Below are 24215 nucleotides of genomic sequence, written 5' to 3' on the forward strand. Positions count from 1 at the left end.
TTTCGATGACTTGGTACGTCTGGATAACGTAGTCTTAGCTTTTTCATTTCTAACAATTTTTTAATATGATTCTTTCTAAGTCCGTTAGATTCCCTTCTTAATAATTGGGAAAGTTCATGTAATGTCAAAAATCGATCCGTACACAATATCAAAATCAACCTTCTTAATTCCTGGACTAAGCCTGGACTTTTCCCTGGCTGGTCGTGCAATTTCCAATAAATCTTCCCTTTCACGTGGAAAATCATGAGTATTACCCAAAGTTTGTTCATTATTACCGGAGTTTGTTCCATTTTTTTCTAGGTTGTCATCGTTATTACCGGGGATCGACCTATTTTTTCCTTGGTTACCATCCTTATTACTGGGGATCGACCCATTTTTCCCTTGGGTATCATCCTTATTACCGGGGGTCGACCCATTTTTTCCTGATCAAAAAGCCTCCGTTTGTCCATGCAAACAGAGGCTTTTCCTCAGATCCTATTCATTCTCCACTTCAATCTTCTTATTCCCCAAAATCAAATAATTCAACTCTTCTTTCGGTATCTTGTTAAATTCCGTCCGTTTTGCCAGATAGAATACAACCCCAAGCACAATCCAGGCAATCAAGGCGATTCTTGATTCAATTCCAAGAAATGCAGGTGAACCCGGGATAAGCAAAAGTGCAATGAACATGACGCTCGCCAGCATCCCGATAAGCGCGATAAATTTTTTCCCTGGCGCAATAACATGTTTTGCCGGGTTATATTCTTTGTCCATCGACCACTTGAATATACTGAACGCGGTATAACACGTATAGAAATAAGCAATCGAAACACCAATCGATGACATGTCAACTACCCATAATAGTGCTTGACGACCAAACCAAGGTGCGAGCATGGCAACAATGACGGTAAAAATGATACCGACGTACGGTGTCTTGTATTTAGGATGAACCTTGGAAAATGCTTCAGGCAAAATTTTGGCACGGGACATCGCGAAAAGCAAACGGCTGGATGAAATAATAAATCCGTTTAAGCCAGTAAATATCCCCATGCTAAGCGCAACAACCAGGATTACTAAGCCCAACGTGCCGAGAACATCTGTGACTGCTACAGCGGTACCCCAGAGGTTATTTTCAGCAACAAGCGCCTCCCATGGTCGCGCCATTGCCGTAGCGATGATCATAAAACTGTATAGCAGCCCTGAAAAAAGAATCGCCAGGATGATCAAGCTAAACGCTTTTTTAGAAGAAAAATTAAATTCTTCTGCAGCCTGTGGCACATTGTCGAAACCAACATATGCCCATGGCGCAATTGCAACAATGGAAATGATCGCGGCAAACATGGATGTATTCGTCGGAAAATACGGTTGCAGATTAGCAAGTGATGTTCCCGGATTACCGCCAATTAAAAGTGTGAGAGCAAGAACTCCGGCAAGCATGATGATGCAAAAGATAAATTGCACTCTTCCTGTCAGACCTGTACCGCGAATGTTTAAATAGCCGAATACAAGCAATGCAAGTACGGCAATGATTATTTCCATTCCATATACATCCCAACCGGCAATTTGATACAGGTGCAGATTTTCAATAAACTTCGGGAAAACAAATTTGAACATTAATGCAAATGCAGATGCGTTGAGGGCAACGATACATATGTATCCGAGTGTTAAAAACCAGCCACATATAAATGCATGTGTACGGCCTAAACTAACGAAGGCATAGGCAAATTCTCCGCCTGATACAGGAAAACTTTTAATCAAAAATCCATAGCTGACAGCGATTAGCATCATCAACGCTGCCCCGATTAAGAACCCGATCACAACCCCAAGTGGACCGCCGTCCTTCATCCAGACGGTTGGCTGTACGAACGCACCCCAGCCAATTGATGAACCTAACGCAATCGCCCAGACCCAATGCGGTTTTAATGACTTCTTTAATTTCTGTCGTTCTTCCATGATTGAACTCCTCGTTTGTAAAATTTTTTCTATTATCCCTTTATATCAAAGTGTGGACAGGAGTGCAATTTGCATTGTTTGCAGGATAATGGCGAAAATAAAAGAAAAATTGGCTCATATGATTATTGAGTTTAGTAGAGAGGAATTTTTTGTCGGGATATGACGGTCGAAGGCAGGAAATCAGGTTTGCACTAGACAATGGTGGTACATAAAAGAAAAAATTTTAAGAAGGCAGATCTCTGCAACGCGGCAGATGCTACCCTCCCCTTTGTTGATATTCCAGTTCCCGATTTCTTATTGTGGTCGAAGTCTTTTCTTTTCCTGCAGATTGTACAATTTTTTTACCGTTTTGCAGCCCGCTATAAAAGAAATAGGCCATAATAAAGACCATTGGTGTAAAGACCAATTTCCATAAAACCGTATCCTCAAAAGCCGTCAATCCCAATCGCTGCATGAAAATACGAATCGATTCCATGATAAACACATGTGACACATAGATTCCTACTGCATTAACTCCGATTTTAGAAAAAAGTGAGTTTTTGCCAATGCGGCTATGTTTAATAACAAATAAGAACAATACAATTAATAATGGTATTGTCGTGATATAGTAGTTTTCCGATTTACCATCATATATTTGCAATGTTATGAACCCCTCAACAACCTGAAGGACGGATAAACAGGCAACCCCCAACACATACTCTTTTGTTGGAATTTTATCTGCTATTGATTTAACAGTTGGATAATACCTTGCCATTATTGCACCAAGCGTTACATAAAATAACGCAAAAAACAATGCATCTCTCGTTTTATAGGGTGCCTCGTAAAGAAAGGAGTATGATTGGCCGAATAGGCCGTAAATATTTAATCCCAAACTTACGATCAATAACACCTTGAGTAATCTAGCTTTAGAAAAAACAAATAGAATTAGAATGGCCCATATTAATGCTAGCAAGAACCATAAATGATACTGCGGCCAATCTAATCCATAATAAAGTATGGACTCCAATTTAAAGCTTGCAATAAAGTCAGTTAACATGGGGATCATTGCTTCTCTTGTTTTTTCTGTTTCGATAACATCAATTACCAGTGCGAACATAAAGTAGAATATGACCCATGCAAAATAGAGCTTTACTAATTTCATCAAATATTTTTTTAAATAAGTAAGCTGTTTTTTTGAAGCAGACCTTTTGTTTTTTTCCTGTATGTCCTTCATTTTTTGCATAAACAAATATCCCGAAGTGACAAAGAAAAACGGAACTGCGAAACGTGCAAATGTATCAATTGCAAAGTCAACATCATCGCCTTGTACGGCTCCTAATTCAACGCCTTTTAATGTCCCTGAATGAATGGCTACAACGAAAAAGATTGCAAAGAATTTAATAAAATCAAGCGTATCATTACGTTCCACTTATTACATGTCCCCTTGTTCTTGACCCCTCAATTAATAATAGAACGTATGTTATAGCTGGTTTATTCAGCTTAATAAACTCTTGACTGCCATAAATTTCGTAATTGTTCTACTTAAATTGGGGGTTGCACTCCGCACTCTCATTGAAATGGCATCACATCTTATATATTGTCACTTAAAAACTTAGGAAGGAGGACAAACAAGGTTTAATTAAACAATCGGCAATCGCTCTTCTTGAAAACGAGGGTGTTATCCCACGTCTGGATACACTTGAAAAGTTGCGATAGCATTGGGCCTTAAAATTGTTTTAATTGATGAAAATGCTGCTACTGGTGAAGTAACGATTTCATAAGTAAATTAGTGCCTATACACAGGCGTATAGGCACTAATTTATTAGGAGATACATTCAATCCCTTCCCCTTTTTCTAAACACCTTTCCAACCAAATCAATCACAGGCCGCTTCCCGTTCATTACCAACCCACCAAGTTCCGCGAGAATGTGGAACAAAACGAGCACAAGAACGATAACAACCAGTGCTGTTGTAATGGTGGCATTGGAAAGCAAAATCGCAATTGCACCAAATAACGCACTAAAACCATAGATAATCAACACCGTCTGCCTGTGGCTGAAGCCCTTTTTCAGGAGCTGATAATGGATATGCTTGTTGTCAGGCATCATAATATTTTCCCCATTAGATGCCCGCCGGACAATAGCAAAAAGCGTGTCAAATATCGGTACAGCGAGGATGATAATCGGGATAATGAAACCAAATAAAGCAATATTTTTAAACAAACCGAGCATGGAGACAACTGCGATCATGTAGCCAAGAAAATTGGAGCCCGTATCCCCCATGTATATTTTTGCTGGGTAAAAATTGTGGTATAAAAACCCGAGATTGGCACCAATAAGCACAATACACAAATAAGCCGCTATGACCTGGACATCGATGATTGCCATAATAAACATACTCGTGAGGGCAATCGTGGTTACCCCTGTTGCAAGACCATCAAGGCCGTCAATCAGATTAATTGCGTTGGTAATCCCAACAACCCACAAAACGGTGACAAGGACACTAAAAAAGCCTAGGTCAATTAGGCCAAAAACCGGAATAGTAATCCGTTCAATGATTAATCCCGATGAAATTAAAAAGGAAGCGGCAATCAGCTGACCTGTCAGCTTTACGACCGGTTGAATCTGGTATTTATCATCCAGCATACCGGTGATAATAATAGCGATCGCGCCAAGTAAAATTTCAGGTAAATGTGGATGATGCGGCTGCAAATAAAGCGCTCCGAGAAGCGCACCAAGAAAGATCGCAAACCACCTAATCGAGGTGTAACATACTTGTGGATTTTTCGCGCATTTGGCAAATCCACAATGCCAATTCTTATCGCCAGCTTCTTAATTGGATAGGTTAAAAGAAAGGTTGCTATTAGTGCGATCAAACATGCAAGGCTCAGATCGATATAATTAAACATAAAAATCTCCTGATTGTATGTATTCGAGTGTTGCTATTATGCCATCATCTAGTCATGTCTTGAATTTGATTATATCGAAAAATGTCGGACGTTCGCAAATGGAGGATAGTATTTCAATGGAGTAGTTTTCATTACAGGGGAAACCATCATTTAGGAAAACCAGAACTGATTAGACTTTAGGGGGCGATCGCCATTACATGCATTAATCTCCTGTACATGTGTTTTGTTTATACCCCCGTAAAAAAGTCTACTTCCCAACACCATGCAAAATATACTCAACGGTCCGCCTGATTTCTGCATCATCATCCCAGTCCTTATCCGGTTGTATAATGAAACGTGTAAGCAGGAACCCAATGACCGTTGGGGCGATCATCCGCATGATACTGTCATTCGGTATGTTTTTCAGCTGATTTTTTTCTTTGTATACATTTAGCGTCTGGTCAATGGCCGGAAATACTTTTTCAAGCGACGCTTTTTTAAAAGCAGCCTGGATTTCCGGATGAAACGCTAATTCCTGTATCACTATTTTTATGAGTGGAACATTGGACTGGACAAACTCAAAACGATTTTTAATAAACAGATACAAGAAATCCTCGAAACTTGTATGGGATTCATGGAATACTTGGTCAACAAATTTCTCGGCAAAAACCGGTGCCATAAAATTGATGATTACCGGATTGACAATGGATAAAAGCAGATCCTTTTTGGTCCGGTAATGGCGAAATATCGTACCCTCTGCTACACCAGCACGTTTGGCAATTTCACTTGTTGATGTAGCGGAATACCCTTTTTCCGCAATAAGTTCAATGGCTGCTTCCAGAATCTTGATCTGCTTTGATGTCATTTTTTCTGTTTGCCGAAGCACCTCCGTCATAGAACGGGATGCTGATGGATTATCTGACATGTTATCTTCTCCTAGCATTTATTATAACTTGCGGTGTTTTCTTAATGCTACTACATTCAGCAAAATAAACACCAGTGAAAAGCCGATTAATACCCAAATGTCTCCCATAACGGACGTGAGCCCCTGACCGCGGATCATAATTTCCTTAAGTGCATTACCGCCATACGTCAGTGGCATAACTTTACCGATTGCATCAATCCACTCGACCTGCTCCGTATGAAAAATCCCGGAAAAAAATACTTGCGGAACGATTGCAATTGGGACGAACTGGATCATTTGGAATTCATTCTTGGCATATGCCGAAAGTAATGTCCCCAAGCTTTCGGCGGCAATCGCCAGTAAGAAAGTGATGCACAATACGGCAAAAATGGAACCATCCATATACATACCCAATGCATAAACAGAATAGAGGACGATGATAATTGACTGCAGAATAATAAAGATACCAAATCCACCCAGATAGCCCGCGACAATTTCCCAGCGTTTTAACGGCGTTGCCAAAAGCCGCTCCAGCGTTCCTTGTGTACGCTCGCGTAAAAAGGAGACCCCACTCAATAGGAAGACAAAAAAGAAAACGAACAGACCGATTAAAACAGGTCCAATATTATCGAAAAGTTCTAAATCAGTTGATCCATGCAGGAAATCAACGTCCATATCCAGCGTATTCGGATTCATTTGTTTGGCAGCCTGATTTAATACTTGCTGGACAACCCTTGTTGCTGTCGGATCGCTTCCTTCCATTATTAACTGTGGCTGTTTCCCATCCCAAGTCAAATGCGCATCGATCGTATTTTCCTGTAATGCCTCTTTTGCCTCTACATCATTCATTTCTTTGACGGTTACATCCTCATCGTCCAGAATCGTCTGGAATTTTTCTGGTATATCCGTTACGGCAATCGTTGGTTCGTATTGCTTCATATCCAGCACAACCCACAGCAGCGTCAGGACAAATAATGGGGCAATGAATAATAGTGCCAGACTGCGCTTATCCATTTTAAACTGTAGAAATATCCGTTTGACAATCGCAAGAATCCGCATGTGTTACACCTCCACCTGTTTGCCTTCTCCAAAATACAAAAATGCCGCTTCTAATGTTTCTGTTTCACTTTTTTCTTTTAATTCATCTGGACTTCCATGTGCGATGATATAACCATCTCGAAGCAATGCCAGACTGTCACACTTTTCGGCTTCATCCATCACATGTGTCGTCACAATAATCGTTGTGCCCTGCTTTTGCAGCTCCTTCAAATCCCGCCAGATGGAGGCACGAAGGACTGGATCAATCCCGACAGTAGGCTCATCCAGAATCAATAGTTTTGGTTCATGCAAAAGTGCTACGGCTAATGACATCCGTCGCTTCATCCCTCCCGAGTAATGCTCCAGCCTTTTATCAAGATGCTCGGTCAGATTGACAACCTTTGCAACTTGACTGATCTGTTCCTTTCGTTTCTTTTTTGGAACCCCGTAAATACACGCAAAAAAGTCAAGGTTTTGCTTTGCGGTTAATTCATCGTACAAAGCATCTGATTGAGCCATATAACCAATATGCTGCATTGCTTTTAATGACGGCATCTGCTTACCATCAATCAGAACAGCCCCGCTTGTTGGGTTCAAAAGTCCAATCATAATTTTAACGAGTGTTGTCTTCCCCGATCCCGATGGCCCAAGCAATCCAAAAAGCTGCCCCTCTGGTATGGTAAGATCGATATTTTCCAAGACCGTCTCATCATCAAAGCTTTGCTGGATGCCTTTTAAATTGATAAAAGATGACATAGTGCGTTACCTCCCTCTTCTGTTTTTAGATACAACCCTAACGGCAGGCGCCCCGTTTTGCGTTGATATTTCCGCGGCTCGATTGATGTGTTGGCTTCGCTTCCCGGGCGATGTTTCTCGCTTTCCGGCTGATGTTCTCGCTCTACGGTTGATGTCCTGCTTTCGCGCTGATGTTCTCGCTCTACGGTTGATGTTCCTGCTTTCGCGCTGATGTTCCCGCTTTTCGGCTGATGTTCTTGCCAAAAACTCCTGTTATTTTCACCTTTTCACTTGAAATGAGTGAGTACTCACACATATATCCTATTATATCATCGTAATTTTGTAAACCTGGTTTTATCGATTTTCCCACTTTTCCATTTGCAAGATATTAAACATGATTGTCTTTTCTCCAGCATACATATTATTAGACATCATTTGTTTACATTGGAGGGATAGTCGGGTGCAGTATTATTACGGAAGTCAGATGCCGCTTCGGGTACTGGATGAGGCGGAGTTTTGGAAGCAGCAGGAAGCAGAGCATACTGTGGTCATGCGGGAGCTTGTGCAGAATCTGGAACAGGAATTTGTCGATGCACTTAAACGATGGGAGGATGTATTGAATACGACACACCAGCATGTAACCCGTTTTGTGGAGTCGGTCATTCGAAGCAACAACCAAGTTTCACCGCAATTGTATCAGCAGGTACTTGACCTTGTGTCATTCTGCTTGCAGGAAAGTGTTGCTTTTATCCAATTTTGCCGACAAGTTAAGACGGAGAGTAAAGCTGTTTCCGGAAATCAGACGGCAAAAGTTGTGATTGACCATATTGTTGATGAATCGGAGTATTTTATAGGGATTGCCCAAACGATTTTGTATGACCAGAATTAAGCATTCCTTTGATTTGAAAGAATGCAATTTTTTATATTAACGTGCTACTAAAATTATACAGTAGCACGTTTTTTATTAAACTTTTAGACTACTGATTTAAATGTAATGGCGATCTGTAAAAGTCCCGGGCATTACACATACCAGAAATTAATCAACTACTCAACGCGAAGGAAAAATCATCTTTCAGTAACTCAGCAGGGGAATGAACGACCGATTGTGGAGGAGAAGTCATCTTTCGGTCACTCAGCAGGGGAATGAACGACCGAACGCGGAGGAAAAGTCATCATTGGGTAACTCAGCAGAGGCATGAACGACCGAACGCGGAGGAAAAGTCATCTTTCGGTCACTCAGCAGGGGAATGAGCGACCGAACGCGGAGAAGAAGTCATCTTTCGGTCACTCAGCAGGGGAATGAACGACCGAACGCGGAGGAAAAGTCATCATTGGGTCACTCAGCAGGGGAATGAACGACCGATTGCGGAGGAAAAGTCATCATTGGGTCACTCAGCAGGGGAATGAACGACCGATTGCGGAGGAAAAGTCATCTTTCAGTAACTCAGCATGGGCATGAACGACGTGATCTTCAATTAATCCTCCATAAATAAAGTAACGTCATGCGGGAGTACTCCTTGACTTGTTATTCTTTTCATCCGGGTCATTTGCCATTATACTATTGGCATGGATTAGTACAGATTTCTTTAGTTGCGGGGTGAAACACGAGTGCATGAACCGGTTTCGATTTCTAAGGTGTGTATACTTGCGGGGAAAATTATGCTGGAAAGTGGTGCCGAAACCTATCGTGTCGAGGATACCATGAATCGTATCGCAGCGGCTTATGGGTTGGCTGATGCACAGAGCTATGCAACCCCAACCGGCATCAATTTTTCGACTGATGTTGCTGAATCAACGACTTTTATTCGCATTTCCAAACGCTCAACTGATTTACATAAAATTTCGAATGTTAATGATATATCACGGAAAGTTACAGCTGGCAGCGTGGATCTTGTTGAAGCATTAGCAATGCTGAAAAAAGTTGATCATACTCAGCTAACATTTCCGAGCTGGATGCAAATTGTTGCAGCAGCATTTGTCAGCGGCAGCTTTACTATCATGTTTGGCGGAACATGGCCTGATTATATCCCGACATTTATTGTTGGTGGGATGGGATTTGCCGCGATGTTAGGCTGTGATCGGCTTGTCGAAATTCGATTTATTGCAGAATTTTTTGCCTCGCTTGTAATTGGGCTACTGGCATTTGGATTTATCTATAGTGGTCTGGGAGTGGAACTGGACAAAATTATTATTGGCGCGGTGATGCCGCTCGTACCAGGCCTGCCTATCACCAACGCTGTACGCGATTTAATGTCCGGTCATTTGGTAGCGGGTGTATCGAAGGGCGTAGAAGCATTGCTGACTGCATTCGCAATCGGTGCGGGCATTGCAGTAGTTTTTGGGGTATTGTAGATTGACGTTTGAACACTCGTGTAGATGATTGGAGTGATCGGGCTGATACCCGCAATCAACCGGTTGATGCCTGTGCACCCGGGCTGATATTCGCACACTCGAGTCGATATCTACTCGAATACGACCGATGTTCTCGCTCTCGGGTCGATGCTCGAACGCCGCTCTCATATTACGTTCCAAAATACTTCACCAACCAAAAGGAGAATCAACATGACAATCATTGCACAGCTTTTTACCAGCTTCATTGCAGCAGCCGGGTTCGGCATTTTATTTAATGCACCAAGAAAAGCCTTAATTCAATGCGGGCTGGTTGGCATGTTTGGCTGGATTCTTTACTTTTTACTTGTACAGCAAGGAATGGATGTTGTTCCCGCAACAGTTTTTGCAGCGATGTTAGTAGGTGCCCTGAGCCAAATTTGTGCCAAGCTGTATAAAACCCCGATCATCATTTTTATCGTGTCCGGAATTATACCACTTGTACCAGGTGGAAGTGCGTATGATGCCATGCGCAACTTTGTCGAAAATGACTATTACACCGCGGTTCAATTGTCAGCGAAAGTGATGCTGTTGTCTGGCGGTATTGCAATTGGATTGATGTTTTCTGAAGTTGTGAATCAGTTGATCCGGAAATGGGTGTGGCGGCGGGCAGGGTGAGATAGATGACTTTCCCCGTTCGATCGGCGGCTTTCTGCTTCCGATCGGCGACTTTCCAACTTGGATCAGCGGCTTTCTACTTTGGATCGGCGGATTCTCGACTCCGATCGGCGGCTTCCTGACTTGGATCGGCGGCTTTATGATGCCCCATTGATGTTTTCATTTCCGGCGAGATATCATTTATTTCCCCGGGTTTTATGATTGCTTCCGGAAGACTATTTAATCGTGGATAACAATATTCCCCCTTTCAAGATTAATAAGTACCACCTCTTGAATTAGTTTAATCTACTTATAGGTGTCCTACCAGCAAAACGCTGAAAACATTCGTTAAGGGGGTGTTCCAGAAAGTTACTGAACGCCTTGTTACTAAAGGATTTATGAGATTTTTCATAACTTATCTCTTTATCTATGTTCAGATAATAAGGAAAAAATAAGTTTTGTTACACCTATAACAGTCTTGGCGTATAAAAAATATGGTTCTTTTATGTCGAAATTTGCTTAACGTATGTTTTCCGCGACATGTTGGTAATTCCACTAGTTGGAAACCCACTTACATACAGTAGAATCACGAAACCCCATTCCACGTGCTACTTGCCAAGCAGCTCTCCCCTCCTCAACGATTAAAATATTGAATTATACTTTATGCATTCCGGCACACGCGCTTCCCCATAATAAACACTTCCTCTTCTGAAATTAAAATATACACGATTATCTTTTGACGTGTCCGTTAAATCCTGGATTCCCACCATTTATAACGAGGTAGCATATATTTGGTAGCCATCATCTTGTGTAGGCTGACAAATCAACAGTTTTCTACAATGATACATTTGGGTAGTATTGCATTTCCTCGTTATACTTTCTAAAGTGTAACGAGGCATAAGAAATCCCTTAACAGTTGGCACGAAAGAGATTCATGAGGTTTTCATCGTTATACATTCCGGGAATTCAGGTTAAATAGACTAGCGTGAACTTTAGTGAAAGCCTGTGAATATTAGCGAAACAAGTTTTGGGCTCTACATGTTCCCACTGTCTTTAATCATATATTTCTACATTTGTTTCTGCTAGTTCTTCTTGAATGATTTCCTCCAATTCCTTTTGGGCGTCAAATTTTAATGCTTGTTTGCTGTAATCCGGGTGCTTTTTTTGCACGCCATCCATTAGCTTTGTAATGAGTTTTTCTGCTTCCAATATGATTTCATATCGGTCTTTTTCTCTTGACCAGAATTTTTCTTCGTCAATTCCCTGCATTAAATCAGTATATCCGTCACTGCTTTCAACATCCTGACGAACAGATTGAGCACGTTTTTGCTGCTTGGACTTATCAACTGTTATTCCCTCTTCCTGCGCGATTTGATGAATGATATGATTGCGGATCAATTCCTGGATCGCTATTTGGGAAGATGGCTGTTCCTGTTTCTTTTCGGCACCCTGCAACTTGGAAATCAGCGCCAGTCGCTTCATTTCATAATGGAGGTCTTCGCCTGTTATTTCATGGTCAGCCACTTTTGCTACTATCGTGTCAGAATTTGCCTTCTCTGCCACAGATACTGACTGGTCTTCTTGCTGCGTGTCTTTTTCATCGTCATTTCCTTTCTGGTCTTCAGTTGTTTGGGAACAACCAAACAATCCAATCGTTATGATGATCAACATTACCCATTTCCACATATCGACATGCTCCCTTCGAACTGGTGTAAAAAATCAACAGAATTCATTTTGCTTACTGTACGGTCACGCAAATAGAGCACATGTGTTGCCAGCTGTTTTACTTCATCAAAGTGGTGTGTTGTAAACAAAAGCGTTTGCCTCTCTGAATCAATCTGCTCCAAAAGCCGGAGAAATTCTTTTCGCCCAAAAGGGTCAAGTCCCGATGTCGGCTCATCTAAAATAATCCATTCCGGCTCACCTATAAGTGCAATACTTAACCCTACCCGCTGCAGCATCCCTTTGGACAGCTGTGTCATCCGTTTTGTTCGATGATCCCACATGTTTGTATGTGTAAGCGACTGCTTTACAACTTCTTTGGGCAATCGCAGTGTATCAGCAAAATATTGTACATTTTCTTCCACCGAAAGCTGTGCGTATAGCTGGAATTTTTCGGGTAAATAAGAAAGCTTGTTATTCCATGCCCCCGGATGGTATACACGCTTCCCGTCAATTGTTATCGTGCCTTTCTTCAATCGGGTAAAACCTGCCAATGCATGTAATAATGTCGTCTTCCCAGCCCCATTTCTTCCGACAACTGCTATACGCTCACCTCGTTCGATGACAAAGTTTGCTTCGTCAAAGATCGTTTGCAAACGATATATTTGGGTTGCACCTTCTACTTTAATCATGGGTAACACCCTTTCGCTTCAATATATAAATAGATATGCACATAGACATGCCAATCCACAATACCGTATTTCCCAGCAGAATCAGCCAAGGCGATTCAAAAATAAATTGTTCGTATACGGCGCTTAAATCAGAAAGCTGGTAAATATGAAGCTGAACAAACAAAAAGTATTGGACCGCATGGACTGGTGATAAAAAGTAAATGACGGAAAACATGAATACTTCATTCATCGCAACAGACGGAAGCCAATACATGAGCAACAGGTCAGCTAAATAAATTAACACTAGCCATACGCCGATAATATATCCGACCAGCGTCACTTTTTGATTAATGATTGTGCCTAGTAAAATACCAATCGTAATGAAAATAGCGCTCAACAGTAGTACTGAGAACAGAAAAACAGCAAACTCTCTTATATCAAAATTCTCAAAAACCATTTTGGCAGGAATCATTGCAATGAGATAGGCAAGCGTTATGGTTGGCAAAAATACTGAAAAAAGAGAGACGAATTTACGCAATACGAATTGTGGAACCGTCATGCCTCTAGCCAACAGAATCGGCAGCGTTCGCTGGCTTTTTTCCAATGCCATGGAAAACGCTCCATAAAAGATAGCCAGAAGCGGCAAAAAGTACAATGAAGTTTGAAATATTGGCACGAGACCTGTACGAAATGAGACAGAGACGTTCATACCATGATATTGAAATACAACAAACCATGCTGACAGTACTACAAGGCCAACTGTCATAAGCAACAAAGAACTACGGTGATATTCTCTCCACTCTTTTACGATCATCACCAATTTTATCTCCCCCTTCCCCATACCTGTATTGCCCGTTTGTGTCCTATCCACAAAGCACCTATCGTCAATAAAATGATTATTAATCCAAATGGAAATATCGAAAAAGCCAATTGATTTACTTTGACTGGATACGGATCTTTTATATTGCTGGTATCTGTTCCAATTAGTTGATTCCATTTTTCATAGAGACCCAAAGCCGGACTGTCCAGAAATAACGTTCCAAGCGGCTGTTTAGAAAGCACTTCTCCAAAAGCCGAGGTAAATTGATAAGGGTTATCGGCAATTCCATCTTGATCTAAATCTACTACCGTATGATCAGACCATGCATTTCCAATTCCCGCTTCACTCCAATTGTTAGCGTCCTTGCCGCTATTTGTGCTGTATTGAAGATTATTTCCGATAATCCTGTTTTCCGAAAATATATTATCAACCGAACTCGACCATACATCGACTCCAATCCGGTTATTTATAATTTGATTGTCCTTTAAAACATTTCGATTGGATTGATCCATAAAAATTCCCTTTTGGTTAAAATTGATTTGGTTATCGATCATTTTTACATTATTGGCTGTTTGCAGAAGTACGCCAAACGATTGCAGACCATAATGATCATGGAACCGATTTTCTTTTAACACAATATCATCCGAATACATGATAGCTGCACCGCCAACATTTTCAAAAAACTCGTTTTGGTAAAATGTATTTTGATCCGAGTACATATAATGAAGTCCGTAACGATTGCCGGTTAGGGTGTTTTGTTTTATTTGATTATGTTCAGCAAACGAAAAGTAAATCCCATCTCGTGCTGAATCGATGGTATTTCCTTTAATGACATTTTCTGATGAATGAAACAAATGAATGCCATTTCCCCGTCGCGACTGATTCCGCTTTTGATCACCAGTAATGGTATTGTCAATCAGCTTGTTCCCTTTATTTTCACTTAAATAAATACCATGAAGGCTGTTTTCAATCCGTATATGCATCACCTTGTTGTCATTCGAATAAATTTTAATTCCTGCAAAGTCTTTATCAAGGATAGAACTGCTGTTTTTAATTGTTACATTTTCCAGTGTGATTCCATCATGTGTTAGCGTGACAACATTTCCATCTCCACTTCCTTTTATAACGGTGTTGCCAGCACCTTTGATAACAACAGGCTTGTTGATTACGACATCCTCTTGATAAACACGATTTTCGAGTTGTATCGTATCTCCTGGCTTTGCTTTTTCCAGTAATGCTTGAATTGATTCGCTTTCTTCAGCCAGCAGCGTTTTCGGAAAAAGCATGGAAAATAAACCTGTAAACACGATAATAATCATCCGTCTATACATGACGTTCTTTTCCTTTCCAAAGAACGACAAGCAAGAGAAAAATAGCTATCCCTGCGAAACCTGCTCCGTATGAAAAAAATGAGAATGTTTCAAAGTTTGCTAGCTGATTTGTGCCAAAGATTGGTGGTGTGAACGGGTCAACTTCAATAGGAGCAGAAGATGATAAATTTGCACCAAACGTGTGCAGCCAGCGATAAATATCATAAATACCGACAATACCCAGTGCCAGAATAATCACTGTCCAACCGGCAAGCAATGTGCGATTTCGGCTGATAGCAATGACAAGCGTTAAAATCGCTACGCCACCAACAATATAACTGAGATATGATAACTCTGGAAATGTTGCTTCACTGAACTGTTTCATGCCGATGTAATGGTTCAAACTGTTGATAATATCGAGATTACCTTCCATTTTATACGGATATACCCACATATATAATCCTTCCTTATATTGTGGAGCAGTTAGCCGAAGTGCCCACCAAGGGAAAAATATGGATACGGCAAAACAAATAGCGGAAAGAACTAACCCCAGCATTCCCTTGAAACTAATTCGTCCCATATGCTCATCCCTTTCATCATGACATGTTGATTGGGAGGTGCAGTTTATTTCACTGCACCTCTATGTGTCTCAAATTGCTGACGATCTGTCACTATTTCGGTTCCACAAGGAGGTATCCGGTCATTTCCTGGTGCAATGCCGAACAGAAGTTGGTGCAGTAAATTGGGAACGTTCCTGATTTATCCGCTTTTACCGTGAGTGTTTTTGTCTCGCCCGGCTGTACTTCAAAGTTTTCATTATAACCATTGATCCCAAAACCGTGCGTAATATCTTCATCCCGGTCAATATTTGTCATATGAAAATGAACCGTATCACCTTCTTTTACCTTGACGACATCCGGCTTATCACTCTGTGCATCAAATACAAACCGGGACCGAAATGCAACACCATAAACGTGCACTTCATCGCCATCGCGTTCGATATGAGCTTCATCTTTACTCCAGACAGCATTTTTGCGCTTTTCATCTTTATCCATTACTTCCGTTGTTTTAATCTTATCTGCATTAATAATTTGCGCATAATGCGGTTCTGGCTGTGATGGTGCATTTGCTACCAGTTCCATTTTCTCACCCGTTATGTCAACCAGATCCATACTTTCCGGATGTGACGGACCAACAGAGAGGTACTGGTCTTTGGCAATTTTGTTCAGCGATACAAGCCACTTTCCACCAGGATTTGCTGTATCACCCTCCACAGCTGCCAGGTGACCTGGGGAATAGGCTACTTCTGCTTTGTCAATAACTTTTCCAGATTCCAGATTCCATTTCACCACTTGTGAATCGATAAACAGCGTTGTATAAGCATTTCCATTATTATCAAATTGTGTATGAAGCGGCCCTAAACCAACTTCAACTTCCTTATCAATGACACTATCATAGTTAAGAATTGGCAGTCCTTTCGCTTCTCCTTGGAAATCCTCTTTTTCAATGGCTTCTAGCGCTTTTTCGAAACTATACATCGATGTCGTAGGTGAAAGTTTCCCACTGGCAATGAAATGCTCACCATCTGGGGTGACATCTACACCGTGAGGAGATTTCGGAACGGGAACTAAATAAACCGATCCAGGATATTTTGCAGGGTCAAACATTTTTTCACCGTTTACTTCTGTAAAATTACCGTCTTTTACTTCCTTGGCAATTTGTTTCCAGTTAAACATCACGATATAGTCACGATCATTTTGCGATGCATTGATTTCTAACGTTGTCGTTGCTTCTTCTGTATTATAAGTAGAAAGAAAGCTCCATCCGTTTGATAGCTTTTTACCAGCATCCGATAAGTCATAAGCCCATGGTGGCAGCATTACCTGAAAGGCTATATCCATTTTTTTATTTTTGACATCCGGTTTCACTGCTGTCATAACGCCCTTGTATTTCTCACTGTACTCATCCAGTTCGGCATATTCTCCGCCTATCGGTACGCTAAAACGTGTTGGTAGAAATAAATATTCCGTATTTGGAGTAACAAATGCTGCACAGTGCGGACCAGAAACGTTTGGAATTTCTAGTATATCGGTTGTGTGAAACGTTTCTAAATCAACGTATGCTGCCCGGTTGTTTCCGACATCTGACGCGAACAATGCACGCCCATCATATTCCCCCTCGGTTTCGGAAATGGCTGGATGGTGAAAATCCCCCCATTTGTAGCCATTAAGCATTTCCTTTGATGCATCATCAAATCCATAACCTGTGGCTGGATCTGGACTAAATACAGGAACTTGACGGATCAAGCGCATGGATGGAAGTCCGTAAACAAAAAGTTGTCCGGAATGGCCCCCAGATGCCATCATGTAATATTCATCATGTTCTCCAGGTGGAACATACACCTTTTCAGCGTTCGATTTATTTTGCTTATTGGTTGTAGCCATATCACTTGATCCTGTATTGCCAAAGACCAGAAAGGCAACCAATAAACCTGCTGCAATTCCAATTATTCCTGATAAGACTTTCGTCAAACTGGCATTCATGATTATGATTGACCTCCTTTTTCAGCAGCTTTTTTCAACGCTTCAATAATCGCTTTTCTTTCTTCATCTTTTAATGGATTGTCCCCAATCACACCTGACATTACAGCTGATGTGGGCTCTTTTAAAAATTCTTCTAGTGGTTTGCCATGTTTACCTTCCACCTCGGTAAACGCGTTCGAAAGATCTGGACCTGTTGTACCACCTTTAGCTCCAAGTGATTCAATCGCATGACAGGATAGGCAATTATTTCTGCTTAACGGTGCTGCCTCGGCTGGTACGGTTGCATCCCCCTCTTCAGACTTCGCTGTTGACTTGTCACTTGCTGCTTGATTATCATCTGCTGACGCCTCATCATCTGATAAATTTTGCGTTTCAGCAGGCTGTTCATCTTTGTTGGCAGAACTGTTATCACTACCAAAAAATAAATAACCGGCGGTAAACGCAACAAGAAAACCAACGATAAAAATAATACTGTTAACTTTCATTTTCCTCCTCCTTTGCAACTGAAATAATGATTTCATAATTGATCATAAATCACTTCAATCCGTTTATATGTGAAATTCATCACAACTTACTTGTGAAGGATTTGGCAAAAAAATCTTTAGGACTGGGGGCATTCATTTTGCAAAATAAAAAAACCCGACAATGAAATGTCCGGTTTTTATGAGGTTTTATGCATTTTTTTCATTAAAATAATTGATATTACGGATGATAATTTGTCTCCTCGTCATAGACAAAATTCCATCACATTTTAGTCTTTTAAAAACATGGGAAACTGTTTCGCGGCTGGCCCCGGATAATTTGGCAATCTCGGTCATCGTCATGGGCACATCAACAACAAAATCTTCTCCTTTTTTGGAGGAAAAGTTCTGAACCAAATAGTTAAGCGCCTGAATTACCCGATCTGTTGCATATGGGGTGGAAATCGTCTGCAGTCGATCCTGGTGCCGTTTTGTAAGCCGATCCAACTTTTTTATTATTAAAAATAACTGCTCATTGTTCGAACGAATCAGTGATTCAAATTGTTGAACTGGAATATAGTAGACCGAAACATCTGTTAGGGCATATGCGGAATAACGATAAAATTCCTCTGTAAACAAACCGACATATGGAAAAAGCTCATTCGACTTAACATAATTAATATAAAGCATCGTTGCATCAAGGTTCGTTTTCTCCAATTTTATATAACCATCTTTCAACAAAAATATTCGTTCCCTTGGATCTCCTTCTGCAAACAATTGCTGATTTTTTTTAAACGTACTTCTATGCAACATTTTTTTTAGCTTTTTCAGCTCATCCTCATTGAAGTAGGATAAAAATTCAAAGTTATCCAACCTATCCACGTTATACATCCCCTTATTTCCTGATATATAAATCGTACCATAGCTTTACTTGTTTACAACCATAATTCATAATTGTTTAAAAACGGACATAAATGAATGTGTAAAAGGAAGATGCCGGAATGGTGGATTATGGAGTAAATTACAAACATTTGCTTTTGCTCTTTGAACATTAGCGAAACGAGTTTGGATCGCTGAAGTTCTGGTTCTGATCGGCGACTTTCCCCTTTCGATCGGCGGTTTTCTCCTTTCGATCAGCGATTTCTCGGCTTCGATCAGCGGTTTTCTCCCTTCGATCAGCGGCTTTCCGACTTGGATCGGCGGCTTCCCGGCTTCGATCGGCGGTTTTCTCCTTTCGATCAGCGGCTTTCCGACTTGGATCGGCGGCTTCTCGGCTTCGATCGGCGGTTTTCTCCTTTCGATCAGCGGCCTTCCAACTTTCATCAGCGGCTTCCTCCTTTCGATCGGCGGATCCATGACTTTCACCAGCAGCCTTCACATTCGTGTACATAGCTTCCACACTGAACATAAACGGGTCGCACAAATAAAGGGATCCACACATATACGTCAGTAGTTCACTATTGGTGGAGAAAAACTAAATTAATAAGTGAAATAGCATACCAAATCTTAAGGTGATTAGTATGCTACATCCGTTGATATAACAATAAATAACATCTCTTTTAACATCAAAAATAGTACACAAATTAACATATTTGTACTAATAGATGTTATTATGGTGCCAATTAGTATGTATTCTCATTGCTAGATTAAGATCCAATTGTAATAAAGCTAATAGAGCATTTGTAGGGGCTGAAAAAGGGTTTTTCTCTGCAATCGGTCGCTCATAGTTACCCAATCATGGCTTTTCCTCCGTAATCGGTCGCTCATGCCACGCTGAGTTACACAATCATGGCTTTTCCTCCGCGTTCGGTCGTTCATGCCCATGCTGAGTTACACAATGAGGACTTTTCCTCCGCATTCGGTCGCTCATGCCCATGCTGAGTGACCCAATGATGGCTTTTCCTCCGCATTCGGTCGCTCATGCCCATGCTGAGTTACCGAATGAGGACTTTTCCTCCGCGTTTGGTCGTTCATGCCCACGCTGAGTGACCCAATCATGACTTTTCCCCCGCATTCGGTCGTTCATGCCCTTGCTGAGTGACCCAATCATGACTTTTCCTCCGCGTTTGGTCGTTCATGCCCATGCTGAGTTACTGAATGATGTCTTTTCCTCCGCGTTCGGTCGTTCGTCACTTCGATTCAATTAGGTGTCAATCAATATAAGGCATTAAGAAACGCTTGGACAGATTAATCTATCCAAGCGTTTTTGTTTGTTAAATCACGGTTAAAATAGGTGTTAAATAAACTATAAACTATTTGTAATAGGAAATGATATTTTCTCCACAGTAAGTGAACTACTTAGCTTAAACAGGGATCCCATACAACAAAACGCTATGCTTTTTTCTTCTTCCGCCTCGTAATCTTCCCTGTCAAATCATCAAACAACGTATACACAACTGGAATCAGTAACAGGGTGAAGATACTGGAAACACCCAGGCCAAATATGATCGTAATTGCTAATGGCTGTTGTGTTTCGGCGCCTTCCCCTAATGCGAGTGCGAGTGGCACCATTCCCAGGATCGTTGTCAAGGTTGTCATCAGGATTGGGCGCAAGCGGCTTGGACCAGCTTGTAAAATAGCTTCGTAGCGATCGATCCCTTTGCGCCGGAGAATATTTATATAGTCAACCAAAACAATGGAGTTGTTGACGACGATTCCGGCCAGCATGATAACCCCGATAAAGGCTGGGATACTTAATGGTAATCCAGTTGCGAATAAACCAAGCATAACACCGATGACCGTTGCTGGCATGGAGAACATAATAATGAACGGGAAAAGGAAGTTCTCAAACTGCACTGCCATTACGGCGTAAACCAGGAATATCGAGAAGATCAATGCCATTGCCAAGTCCGAAAATGAATCGGCCATATCCTCTGCTTGACCACCGATTTTGTAGCTGTAACCCTCTGGAAAATTCATCTCGTCCAATGTTGCTTCGATATCACTGACAACACCTGCAAGATCGCGGTCAACAACATCACTTGTCACATTTAATTGTGGCTGTTGATTTTCCCGTTGTAGTGTAACGGGACCTTGCATTTCCTTGAATTCCGCAACATCCTCCAGTGGGACGGCGGCACCGGATGGCGACGTTATTTTCATATTTTGCAAATCACTGATTTGACTGCGCTCATCTTCTGGATATATCATCGTTACATCCATCTCATGCCCGGCTTCGCGGTATTTTGTTGCGGCTTGGCCCGTAAACTGCAATTGAATTTGACCGGTAATTTGCTCCTGTGTTAACCCGTACATAGCCGCCTTATCTTCGTTGATCGTGATCGTCTGCTGTGGTACACCTTCAGCAGCGGACGATTCCGGATTATAAACGCCGTTAATGTCAGAAATACTTGCAACAACCTGATCGCTTAGTTCCCGTAATACTTCATGTTCTGGCCCGCTCAATTGAATTTGTACCGGATCGCCCATGCTCATTCCGCTTTCCATCGAGCTAACGGTAATTTCAGCACCAGGGATATCTTTTATCTCGTTATTGATTTCCTGAACGATATCATCTGTTGTTTTCTCCCTGTCTGATGATGGGATAAGCTGTATCGTGTAAGTCGCTGTATCACCACTTGCAGCCCCAACACCGAAGCCACTACCGCCGACACTTACATAGCTCGTTTCCATTAGTTCTTCATACGCATCCAATTTCCCGTTTACTTGCTCGACAATCTCCTCTGTATGCTTTAGTGAGCTTCCCGCCGGGGCTTCGACTTGTATTTGCACTTGCCCTTGATCGGAGGCCGGGATAAATTCAGCACCAATAAATGGAACAAGTGCCAAACTTGCGATTATCGCCGCAAGTGTTCCGAAGACGGTTGTTTTACGATGTTTCAATACCCATTTTAGAACATTCCGGTAACCGTTATTCACACGATTCATAAAACGGTCGAACCAGTACCGTCGGCCATGATCCTCCATCGCCTTTGAAAGCAGTTTTGATGACAGCATTGGCACCAATGTTACCGCTACAACGAGCGACGCGATCAAGGAAAAGGAAACGGCCAGGGCAAGCGGCGTGAATAAATCGGACGCAATCCCTTCTACAAAGACAATCGGCAAAAATACGACGAGTGTCGTGGTTGTCGAGGCAATAACGGCCGGGGCAAGCTCCGATGCACCCTTTGTGGCCGCTTCAAATAAACTGTAGCCACGCTGTCGGTAGGAATAGATATTTTCCAGAATGACAATCGAGCTGTCGACCATCATCCCAATTCCGAGCGCTAATCCGCCAAGTGTTAAGACGTTCAACGTTTCCCCGGTAAAATACATTAAGGTAAACGTGGAAATGATCGCAATTGGAATGGAAAGCCCGATAACCAGGGTTGCACGGATGCTTTTCAAAAATAACAACAAAATAACAATGGAAATGATCCCGCCAAGCAGAATGTTTTGCACGACGGAGTTGATGGAAAGTGTAATAAACTCAGACGTATCAATGATAACATCCAAATTCACATCCGCCGGCAAACTTCCTTTTATTTCGTCCATACCTGCTTTAATATTGTCCGATACCTGAACCGTGTTACCATCTGTCTTTTTCATGATTGAAAGTACAACAGAGGGTTCACCGTTTACGAGTGTTGCAGTCTGTGATGCTTTATACGTATCTTTCACCTTGGCAACATCTTCTACATGAATCGTAGCACCATTTTCCGTTTGAACAATCGTTTGTTTAATATCATCAATCGAGTCAAATTCCCCAGTGACACGAATTTGCAGGTCCTGATTTCCTTTTTCCACTGACCCGGCTGATAGGGATTTATTTGAGCTGTTTAATGCCTGGGTCAAGCCTTGTGGTGTAACGCCATATTGCTGTAATTTTGCCTGATCCAAAACCAGCTGTATTTCCCGTTCCTTCCCACCTTCAACGGTTACCGATGCGACACCACCTTGTCGTTCGAAAAACGGGACAAGCTGATCCTCGGCAATTTTTGTTAAGGCTGCCGGATCTTTTCCGGTTAACCCAACCCACATAACTGGCATTTGATCCGGGCTAAACCGCAGAACGCTTGGGTCACCAGCATCTTCTGGCAATAGTCCCTTTGTTTGATCAATTTTTTCCCGGACATCGAGTAATGCCTGGTCAAGATCAGTGCCATTCTTGAACATCATCATCACGAGTGATGAACCGGATTGGGACTGGGACTGAACGGTTTCAATTCCTTCCACCGAACTGACGGATGATTCAATTGGCCGGCTGATTAAGTTTTCTACTTCCTGCGGTGCTGCATCTTGATAGGTTGTCGCAACAACCGCAATCGGCAGATCAATTTTTGGGAATAGATCGATGACCAGATTTCGCATTGATACAAAGCCCAGCGCCAAAATCGCCAGGACGATCATGATCACGCCAACAGGTCGTTTGACAGAGGTGTTTACTAGCTTCACGACTGATTCCCCGCTTTCACCACATTGACCTTGCTGCCGTCCTCAAGTGTCAATTGTCCACTAGTTACGACTTCAGCGTCTTTTTTGAGTTCACCTTCAATTGCCGTCTTGTCTGATTGTCCTTCTTTTACTTTTACATCTGTTTTTACCACCTTATCGTCTTTTACAACATAGACAAACGATTCCCCGCCATCTTCCGTAATCGCTGCGGTTGGTACAATCAGTGTGTCCTTGACCTTTTTCTCGGGTACATAAAGTGTTGCTACTTCTCCTGGTAACATCTCCTCGTTTTCGTTATCCATCGTCGCTTCAACCGGATATAGCCCTGTATCATTTGGCAATTTTGCAATGGAAGTGATTTCTGCCTTCCCTTCATTCCCATCGATTGTAGCATTGTGTTTCGCTTCTTTTTCAAATAAATTCAATTCGCCTGACGTGACGGTTAATTGGATTTTCAACGTAGCAAAATCGGCAATTACCGCTATTGGATCCTCATTGGATACGATCGAACCCTCTTCAGCAGTTAAATTGGCAATTTCGCCGGCTTTTGCTGCATAAATAGTTTGGCCGCCAGAAATGGTCGCAATTACATCACCCTTATCAACCGTATCCCCGTTCTCTACTTCAAGTGCGGTGATTTCCCCTGGATTGGGTACCATGATTGGAGTTGAAGAGGCTGGTGCTGTGCGGCCATAGATTGATTTTTCGATAACAAAATCGCCCTGTTTCACTTTCGCCGTTTCAACAGGGGTAACGGTCTCCTTCACTTCCTTGTTTTCCTTATCATCTTGATTGCATGCCGTAAGCAGTCCAATTAGTACGACTGCCAGTGTTGCTAAAAGTGTTCGTTTCATCTATGTATCTCCTCTGTTTTTAATTTCTGTTACAGCA

Annotated in this window: 19 protein-coding genes and 1 pseudogene; 3 read left to right on the forward strand and 17 right to left on the reverse strand. The window is 41.8% G+C overall.

Going from position 1 to position 24215, the window contains the following annotated elements:
* Window positions 1–474: 474 nt before the first annotated feature.
* From IEX12_RS15900 to IEX12_RS15925, 6 genes and pseudogenes are all read right to left on the reverse strand, one after another.
* Window positions 475–1932 carry an APC family permease gene (locus tag IEX12_RS15900; protein WP_155555340.1) on the reverse strand — a complete coding sequence of 486 codons (1458 nt, stop codon included), beginning with the start codon at window positions 1930–1932 and terminating at the stop codon, window positions 475–477.
* A gap of 256 nt (window positions 1933–2188) precedes the next feature.
* The gene (locus IEX12_RS15905; protein ID WP_188725486.1) at window positions 2189–3340 is read right to left on the reverse strand and encodes an acyltransferase; all 1152 of its coding nucleotides are present in this window, start codon (window positions 3338–3340) and stop codon (window positions 2189–2191) included.
* Window positions 3341–3746: 406 nt separating this feature from the next.
* Window positions 3747–4819, reverse strand: a pseudogene (locus tag IEX12_RS15910) (glycosyltransferase family 4 protein).
* 247 nt (window positions 4820–5066) lie between these two features.
* Entirely contained in the window at window positions 5067–5723 is a 657-nt protein-coding gene (locus IEX12_RS15915) for a TetR/AcrR family transcriptional regulator (protein WP_235000452.1), read from the reverse strand.
* A 21-nt stretch (window positions 5724–5744) separates the two neighbouring features.
* Window positions 5745–6761: an ABC transporter permease gene (locus tag IEX12_RS15920; RefSeq protein ID WP_088052263.1), complete on the reverse strand. Its 1017-nt coding sequence runs from the start codon at window positions 6759–6761 to the stop codon at window positions 5745–5747.
* A 3-nt stretch (window positions 6762–6764) separates the two neighbouring features.
* Complete coding sequence (locus IEX12_RS15925) at window positions 6765–7496, reverse strand: ABC transporter ATP-binding protein (RefSeq protein WP_088052262.1); 732 nt, start codon at window positions 7494–7496, stop codon at window positions 6765–6767.
* A 439-nt stretch (window positions 7497–7935) separates the two neighbouring features.
* Between IEX12_RS15925 and IEX12_RS15930 the strand changes: the two genes are divergently transcribed.
* The 3 genes from IEX12_RS15930 to IEX12_RS15940 all read left to right on the forward strand — a co-directional run bounded on the left by IEX12_RS15930 (window position 7936) and on the right by IEX12_RS15940 (window position 10481).
* Complete coding sequence (locus IEX12_RS15930; protein ID WP_088052260.1) at window positions 7936–8364, forward strand: DUF2935 domain-containing protein; 429 nt, start codon at window positions 7936–7938, stop codon at window positions 8362–8364.
* 719 nt (window positions 8365–9083) lie between these two features.
* A complete protein-coding gene (locus IEX12_RS15935; protein ID WP_088052259.1) occupies window positions 9084–9827 on the forward strand; it encodes a threonine/serine exporter family protein in 744 nt (247 codons plus the stop codon).
* Between the two features lie 210 nt (window positions 9828–10037).
* Complete coding sequence (locus IEX12_RS15940) at window positions 10038–10481, forward strand: threonine/serine exporter family protein (protein WP_088052258.1); 444 nt, start codon at window positions 10038–10040, stop codon at window positions 10479–10481.
* Between the two features lie 1032 nt (window positions 10482–11513).
* On the opposite strand, the gene IEX12_RS15945 is transcribed toward IEX12_RS15940, so the two are convergent.
* The 11 genes from IEX12_RS15945 to IEX12_RS15995 form a co-directional block, all read right to left on the reverse strand.
* Window positions 11514–12146 (reverse strand): hypothetical protein, encoded by a 633-nt coding sequence (locus IEX12_RS15945; protein ID WP_088052257.1) that lies wholly within the window; start codon window positions 12144–12146, stop codon window positions 11514–11516.
* Window positions 12131–12814, reverse strand: a complete 684-nt coding sequence (locus IEX12_RS15950; protein WP_088052256.1) for an ABC transporter ATP-binding protein — start codon at window positions 12812–12814, stop codon at window positions 12131–12133. The genes IEX12_RS15945 and IEX12_RS15950 overlap by 16 nt, the downstream gene beginning before the upstream one ends.
* Window positions 12807–13607, reverse strand: coding sequence for an ABC transporter permease (locus IEX12_RS15955; RefSeq protein WP_235000507.1), 801 nt, complete (start codon window positions 13605–13607; stop codon window positions 12807–12809). The genes IEX12_RS15950 and IEX12_RS15955 overlap by 8 nt, the downstream gene beginning before the upstream one ends.
* Window positions 13608–13615: 8 nt before the next feature.
* The gene (gene nosD, locus IEX12_RS15960) at window positions 13616–14944 is read right to left on the reverse strand and encodes a nitrous oxide reductase family maturation protein NosD (protein ID WP_088052254.1); all 1329 of its coding nucleotides are present in this window, start codon (window positions 14942–14944) and stop codon (window positions 13616–13618) included.
* Complete coding sequence (locus tag IEX12_RS15965; protein WP_088052253.1) at window positions 14937–15503, reverse strand: hypothetical protein; 567 nt, start codon at window positions 15501–15503, stop codon at window positions 14937–14939. The genes nosD and IEX12_RS15965 overlap by 8 nt, the downstream gene beginning before the upstream one ends.
* A gap of 91 nt (window positions 15504–15594) precedes the next feature.
* The gene (gene nosZ / locus IEX12_RS15970; protein ID WP_088052252.1) at window positions 15595–17466 is read right to left on the reverse strand and encodes a Sec-dependent nitrous-oxide reductase; all 1872 of its coding nucleotides are present in this window, start codon (window positions 17464–17466) and stop codon (window positions 15595–15597) included.
* A 2-nt stretch (window positions 17467–17468) separates the two neighbouring features.
* Entirely contained in the window at window positions 17469–17951 is a 483-nt protein-coding gene (locus tag IEX12_RS15975; RefSeq protein WP_088052251.1) for a c-type cytochrome, read from the reverse strand.
* A gap of 186 nt (window positions 17952–18137) precedes the next feature.
* On the reverse strand, window positions 18138–18809 hold the full coding sequence (locus IEX12_RS15980; protein WP_235000451.1) for a Crp/Fnr family transcriptional regulator: 672 nt from the start codon (window positions 18807–18809) through the stop codon (window positions 18138–18140).
* Between the two features lie 66 nt (window positions 18810–18875).
* Window positions 18876–19250: a hypothetical protein gene (locus IEX12_RS15985; protein ID WP_188725487.1), complete on the reverse strand. Its 375-nt coding sequence runs from the start codon at window positions 19248–19250 to the stop codon at window positions 18876–18878.
* A gap of 1008 nt (window positions 19251–20258) precedes the next feature.
* A complete protein-coding gene (locus IEX12_RS15990) occupies window positions 20259–23324 on the reverse strand; it encodes an efflux RND transporter permease subunit (protein WP_188725488.1) in 3066 nt (1021 codons plus the stop codon).
* On the reverse strand, window positions 23321–24178 hold the full coding sequence (locus IEX12_RS15995; RefSeq protein ID WP_188725489.1) for an efflux RND transporter periplasmic adaptor subunit: 858 nt from the start codon (window positions 24176–24178) through the stop codon (window positions 23321–23323). Before IEX12_RS15995 ends, IEX12_RS15990 begins: the two co-directional genes overlap by 4 nt.
* Window positions 24179–24215 lie beyond the last annotated feature (37 nt).

The sequence above is a fragment of the Lentibacillus populi genome (genome assembly GCA_014642895.1).
In the GTDB taxonomy this organism is placed as follows: Bacteria; Bacillota; Bacilli; order Bacillales; family Amphibacillaceae; genus Lentibacillus_C; species Lentibacillus_C populi.

What these genes read in the sequence shown, in the direction of transcription:
- IEX12_RS15900 (WP_155555340.1), bottom strand. Translation starts at nt 1,932, where the DNA reads ATGGAAGAACGACAGAAATTAAAGAAGTCATTAAAACCGCATTGGGTC.
- IEX12_RS15915 (WP_235000452.1), bottom strand. Translation starts at nt 5,723, where the DNA reads ATGTCAGATAATCCATCAGCATCCCGTTCTATGACGGAGGTGCTTCGG.
- IEX12_RS15920 (WP_088052263.1), bottom strand. Translation starts at nt 6,761, where the DNA reads ATGCGGATTCTTGCGATTGTCAAACGGATATTTCTACAGTTTAAAATG.
- IEX12_RS15925 (WP_088052262.1), bottom strand. Translation starts at nt 7,496, where the DNA reads ATGTCATCTTTTATCAATTTAAAAGGCATCCAGCAAAGCTTTGATGAT.
- IEX12_RS15940 (WP_088052258.1), top strand. Translation starts at nt 10,038, where the DNA reads ATGACAATCATTGCACAGCTTTTTACCAGCTTCATTGCAGCAGCCGGG.
- IEX12_RS15945 (WP_088052257.1), bottom strand. Translation starts at nt 12,146, where the DNA reads ATGTGGAAATGGGTAATGTTGATCATCATAACGATTGGATTGTTTGGT.
- IEX12_RS15950 (WP_088052256.1), bottom strand. Translation starts at nt 12,814, where the DNA reads ATGATTAAAGTAGAAGGTGCAACCCAAATATATCGTTTGCAAACGATC.
- IEX12_RS15955 (WP_235000507.1), bottom strand. Translation starts at nt 13,607, where the DNA reads ATGATCGTAAAAGAGTGGAGAGAATATCACCGTAGTTCTTTGTTGCTT.
- nosD (WP_088052254.1), bottom strand. Translation starts at nt 14,944, where the DNA reads ATGTATAGACGGATGATTATTATCGTGTTTACAGGTTTATTTTCCATG.
- IEX12_RS15965 (WP_088052253.1), bottom strand. Translation starts at nt 15,503, where the DNA reads ATGGGACGAATTAGTTTCAAGGGAATGCTGGGGTTAGTTCTTTCCGCT.
- nosZ (WP_088052252.1), bottom strand. Translation starts at nt 17,466, where the DNA reads ATGAATGCCAGTTTGACGAAAGTCTTATCAGGAATAATTGGAATTGCA.
- IEX12_RS15975 (WP_088052251.1), bottom strand. Translation starts at nt 17,951, where the DNA reads ATGAAAGTTAACAGTATTATTTTTATCGTTGGTTTTCTTGTTGCGTTT.
- IEX12_RS15985 (WP_188725487.1), bottom strand. Translation starts at nt 19,250, where the DNA reads ATGAAAGTTGGAAGGCCGCTGATCGAAAGGAGAAAACCGCCGATCGAA.
- IEX12_RS15995 (WP_188725489.1), bottom strand. Translation starts at nt 24,178, where the DNA reads ATGAAACGAACACTTTTAGCAACACTGGCAGTCGTACTAATTGGACTG.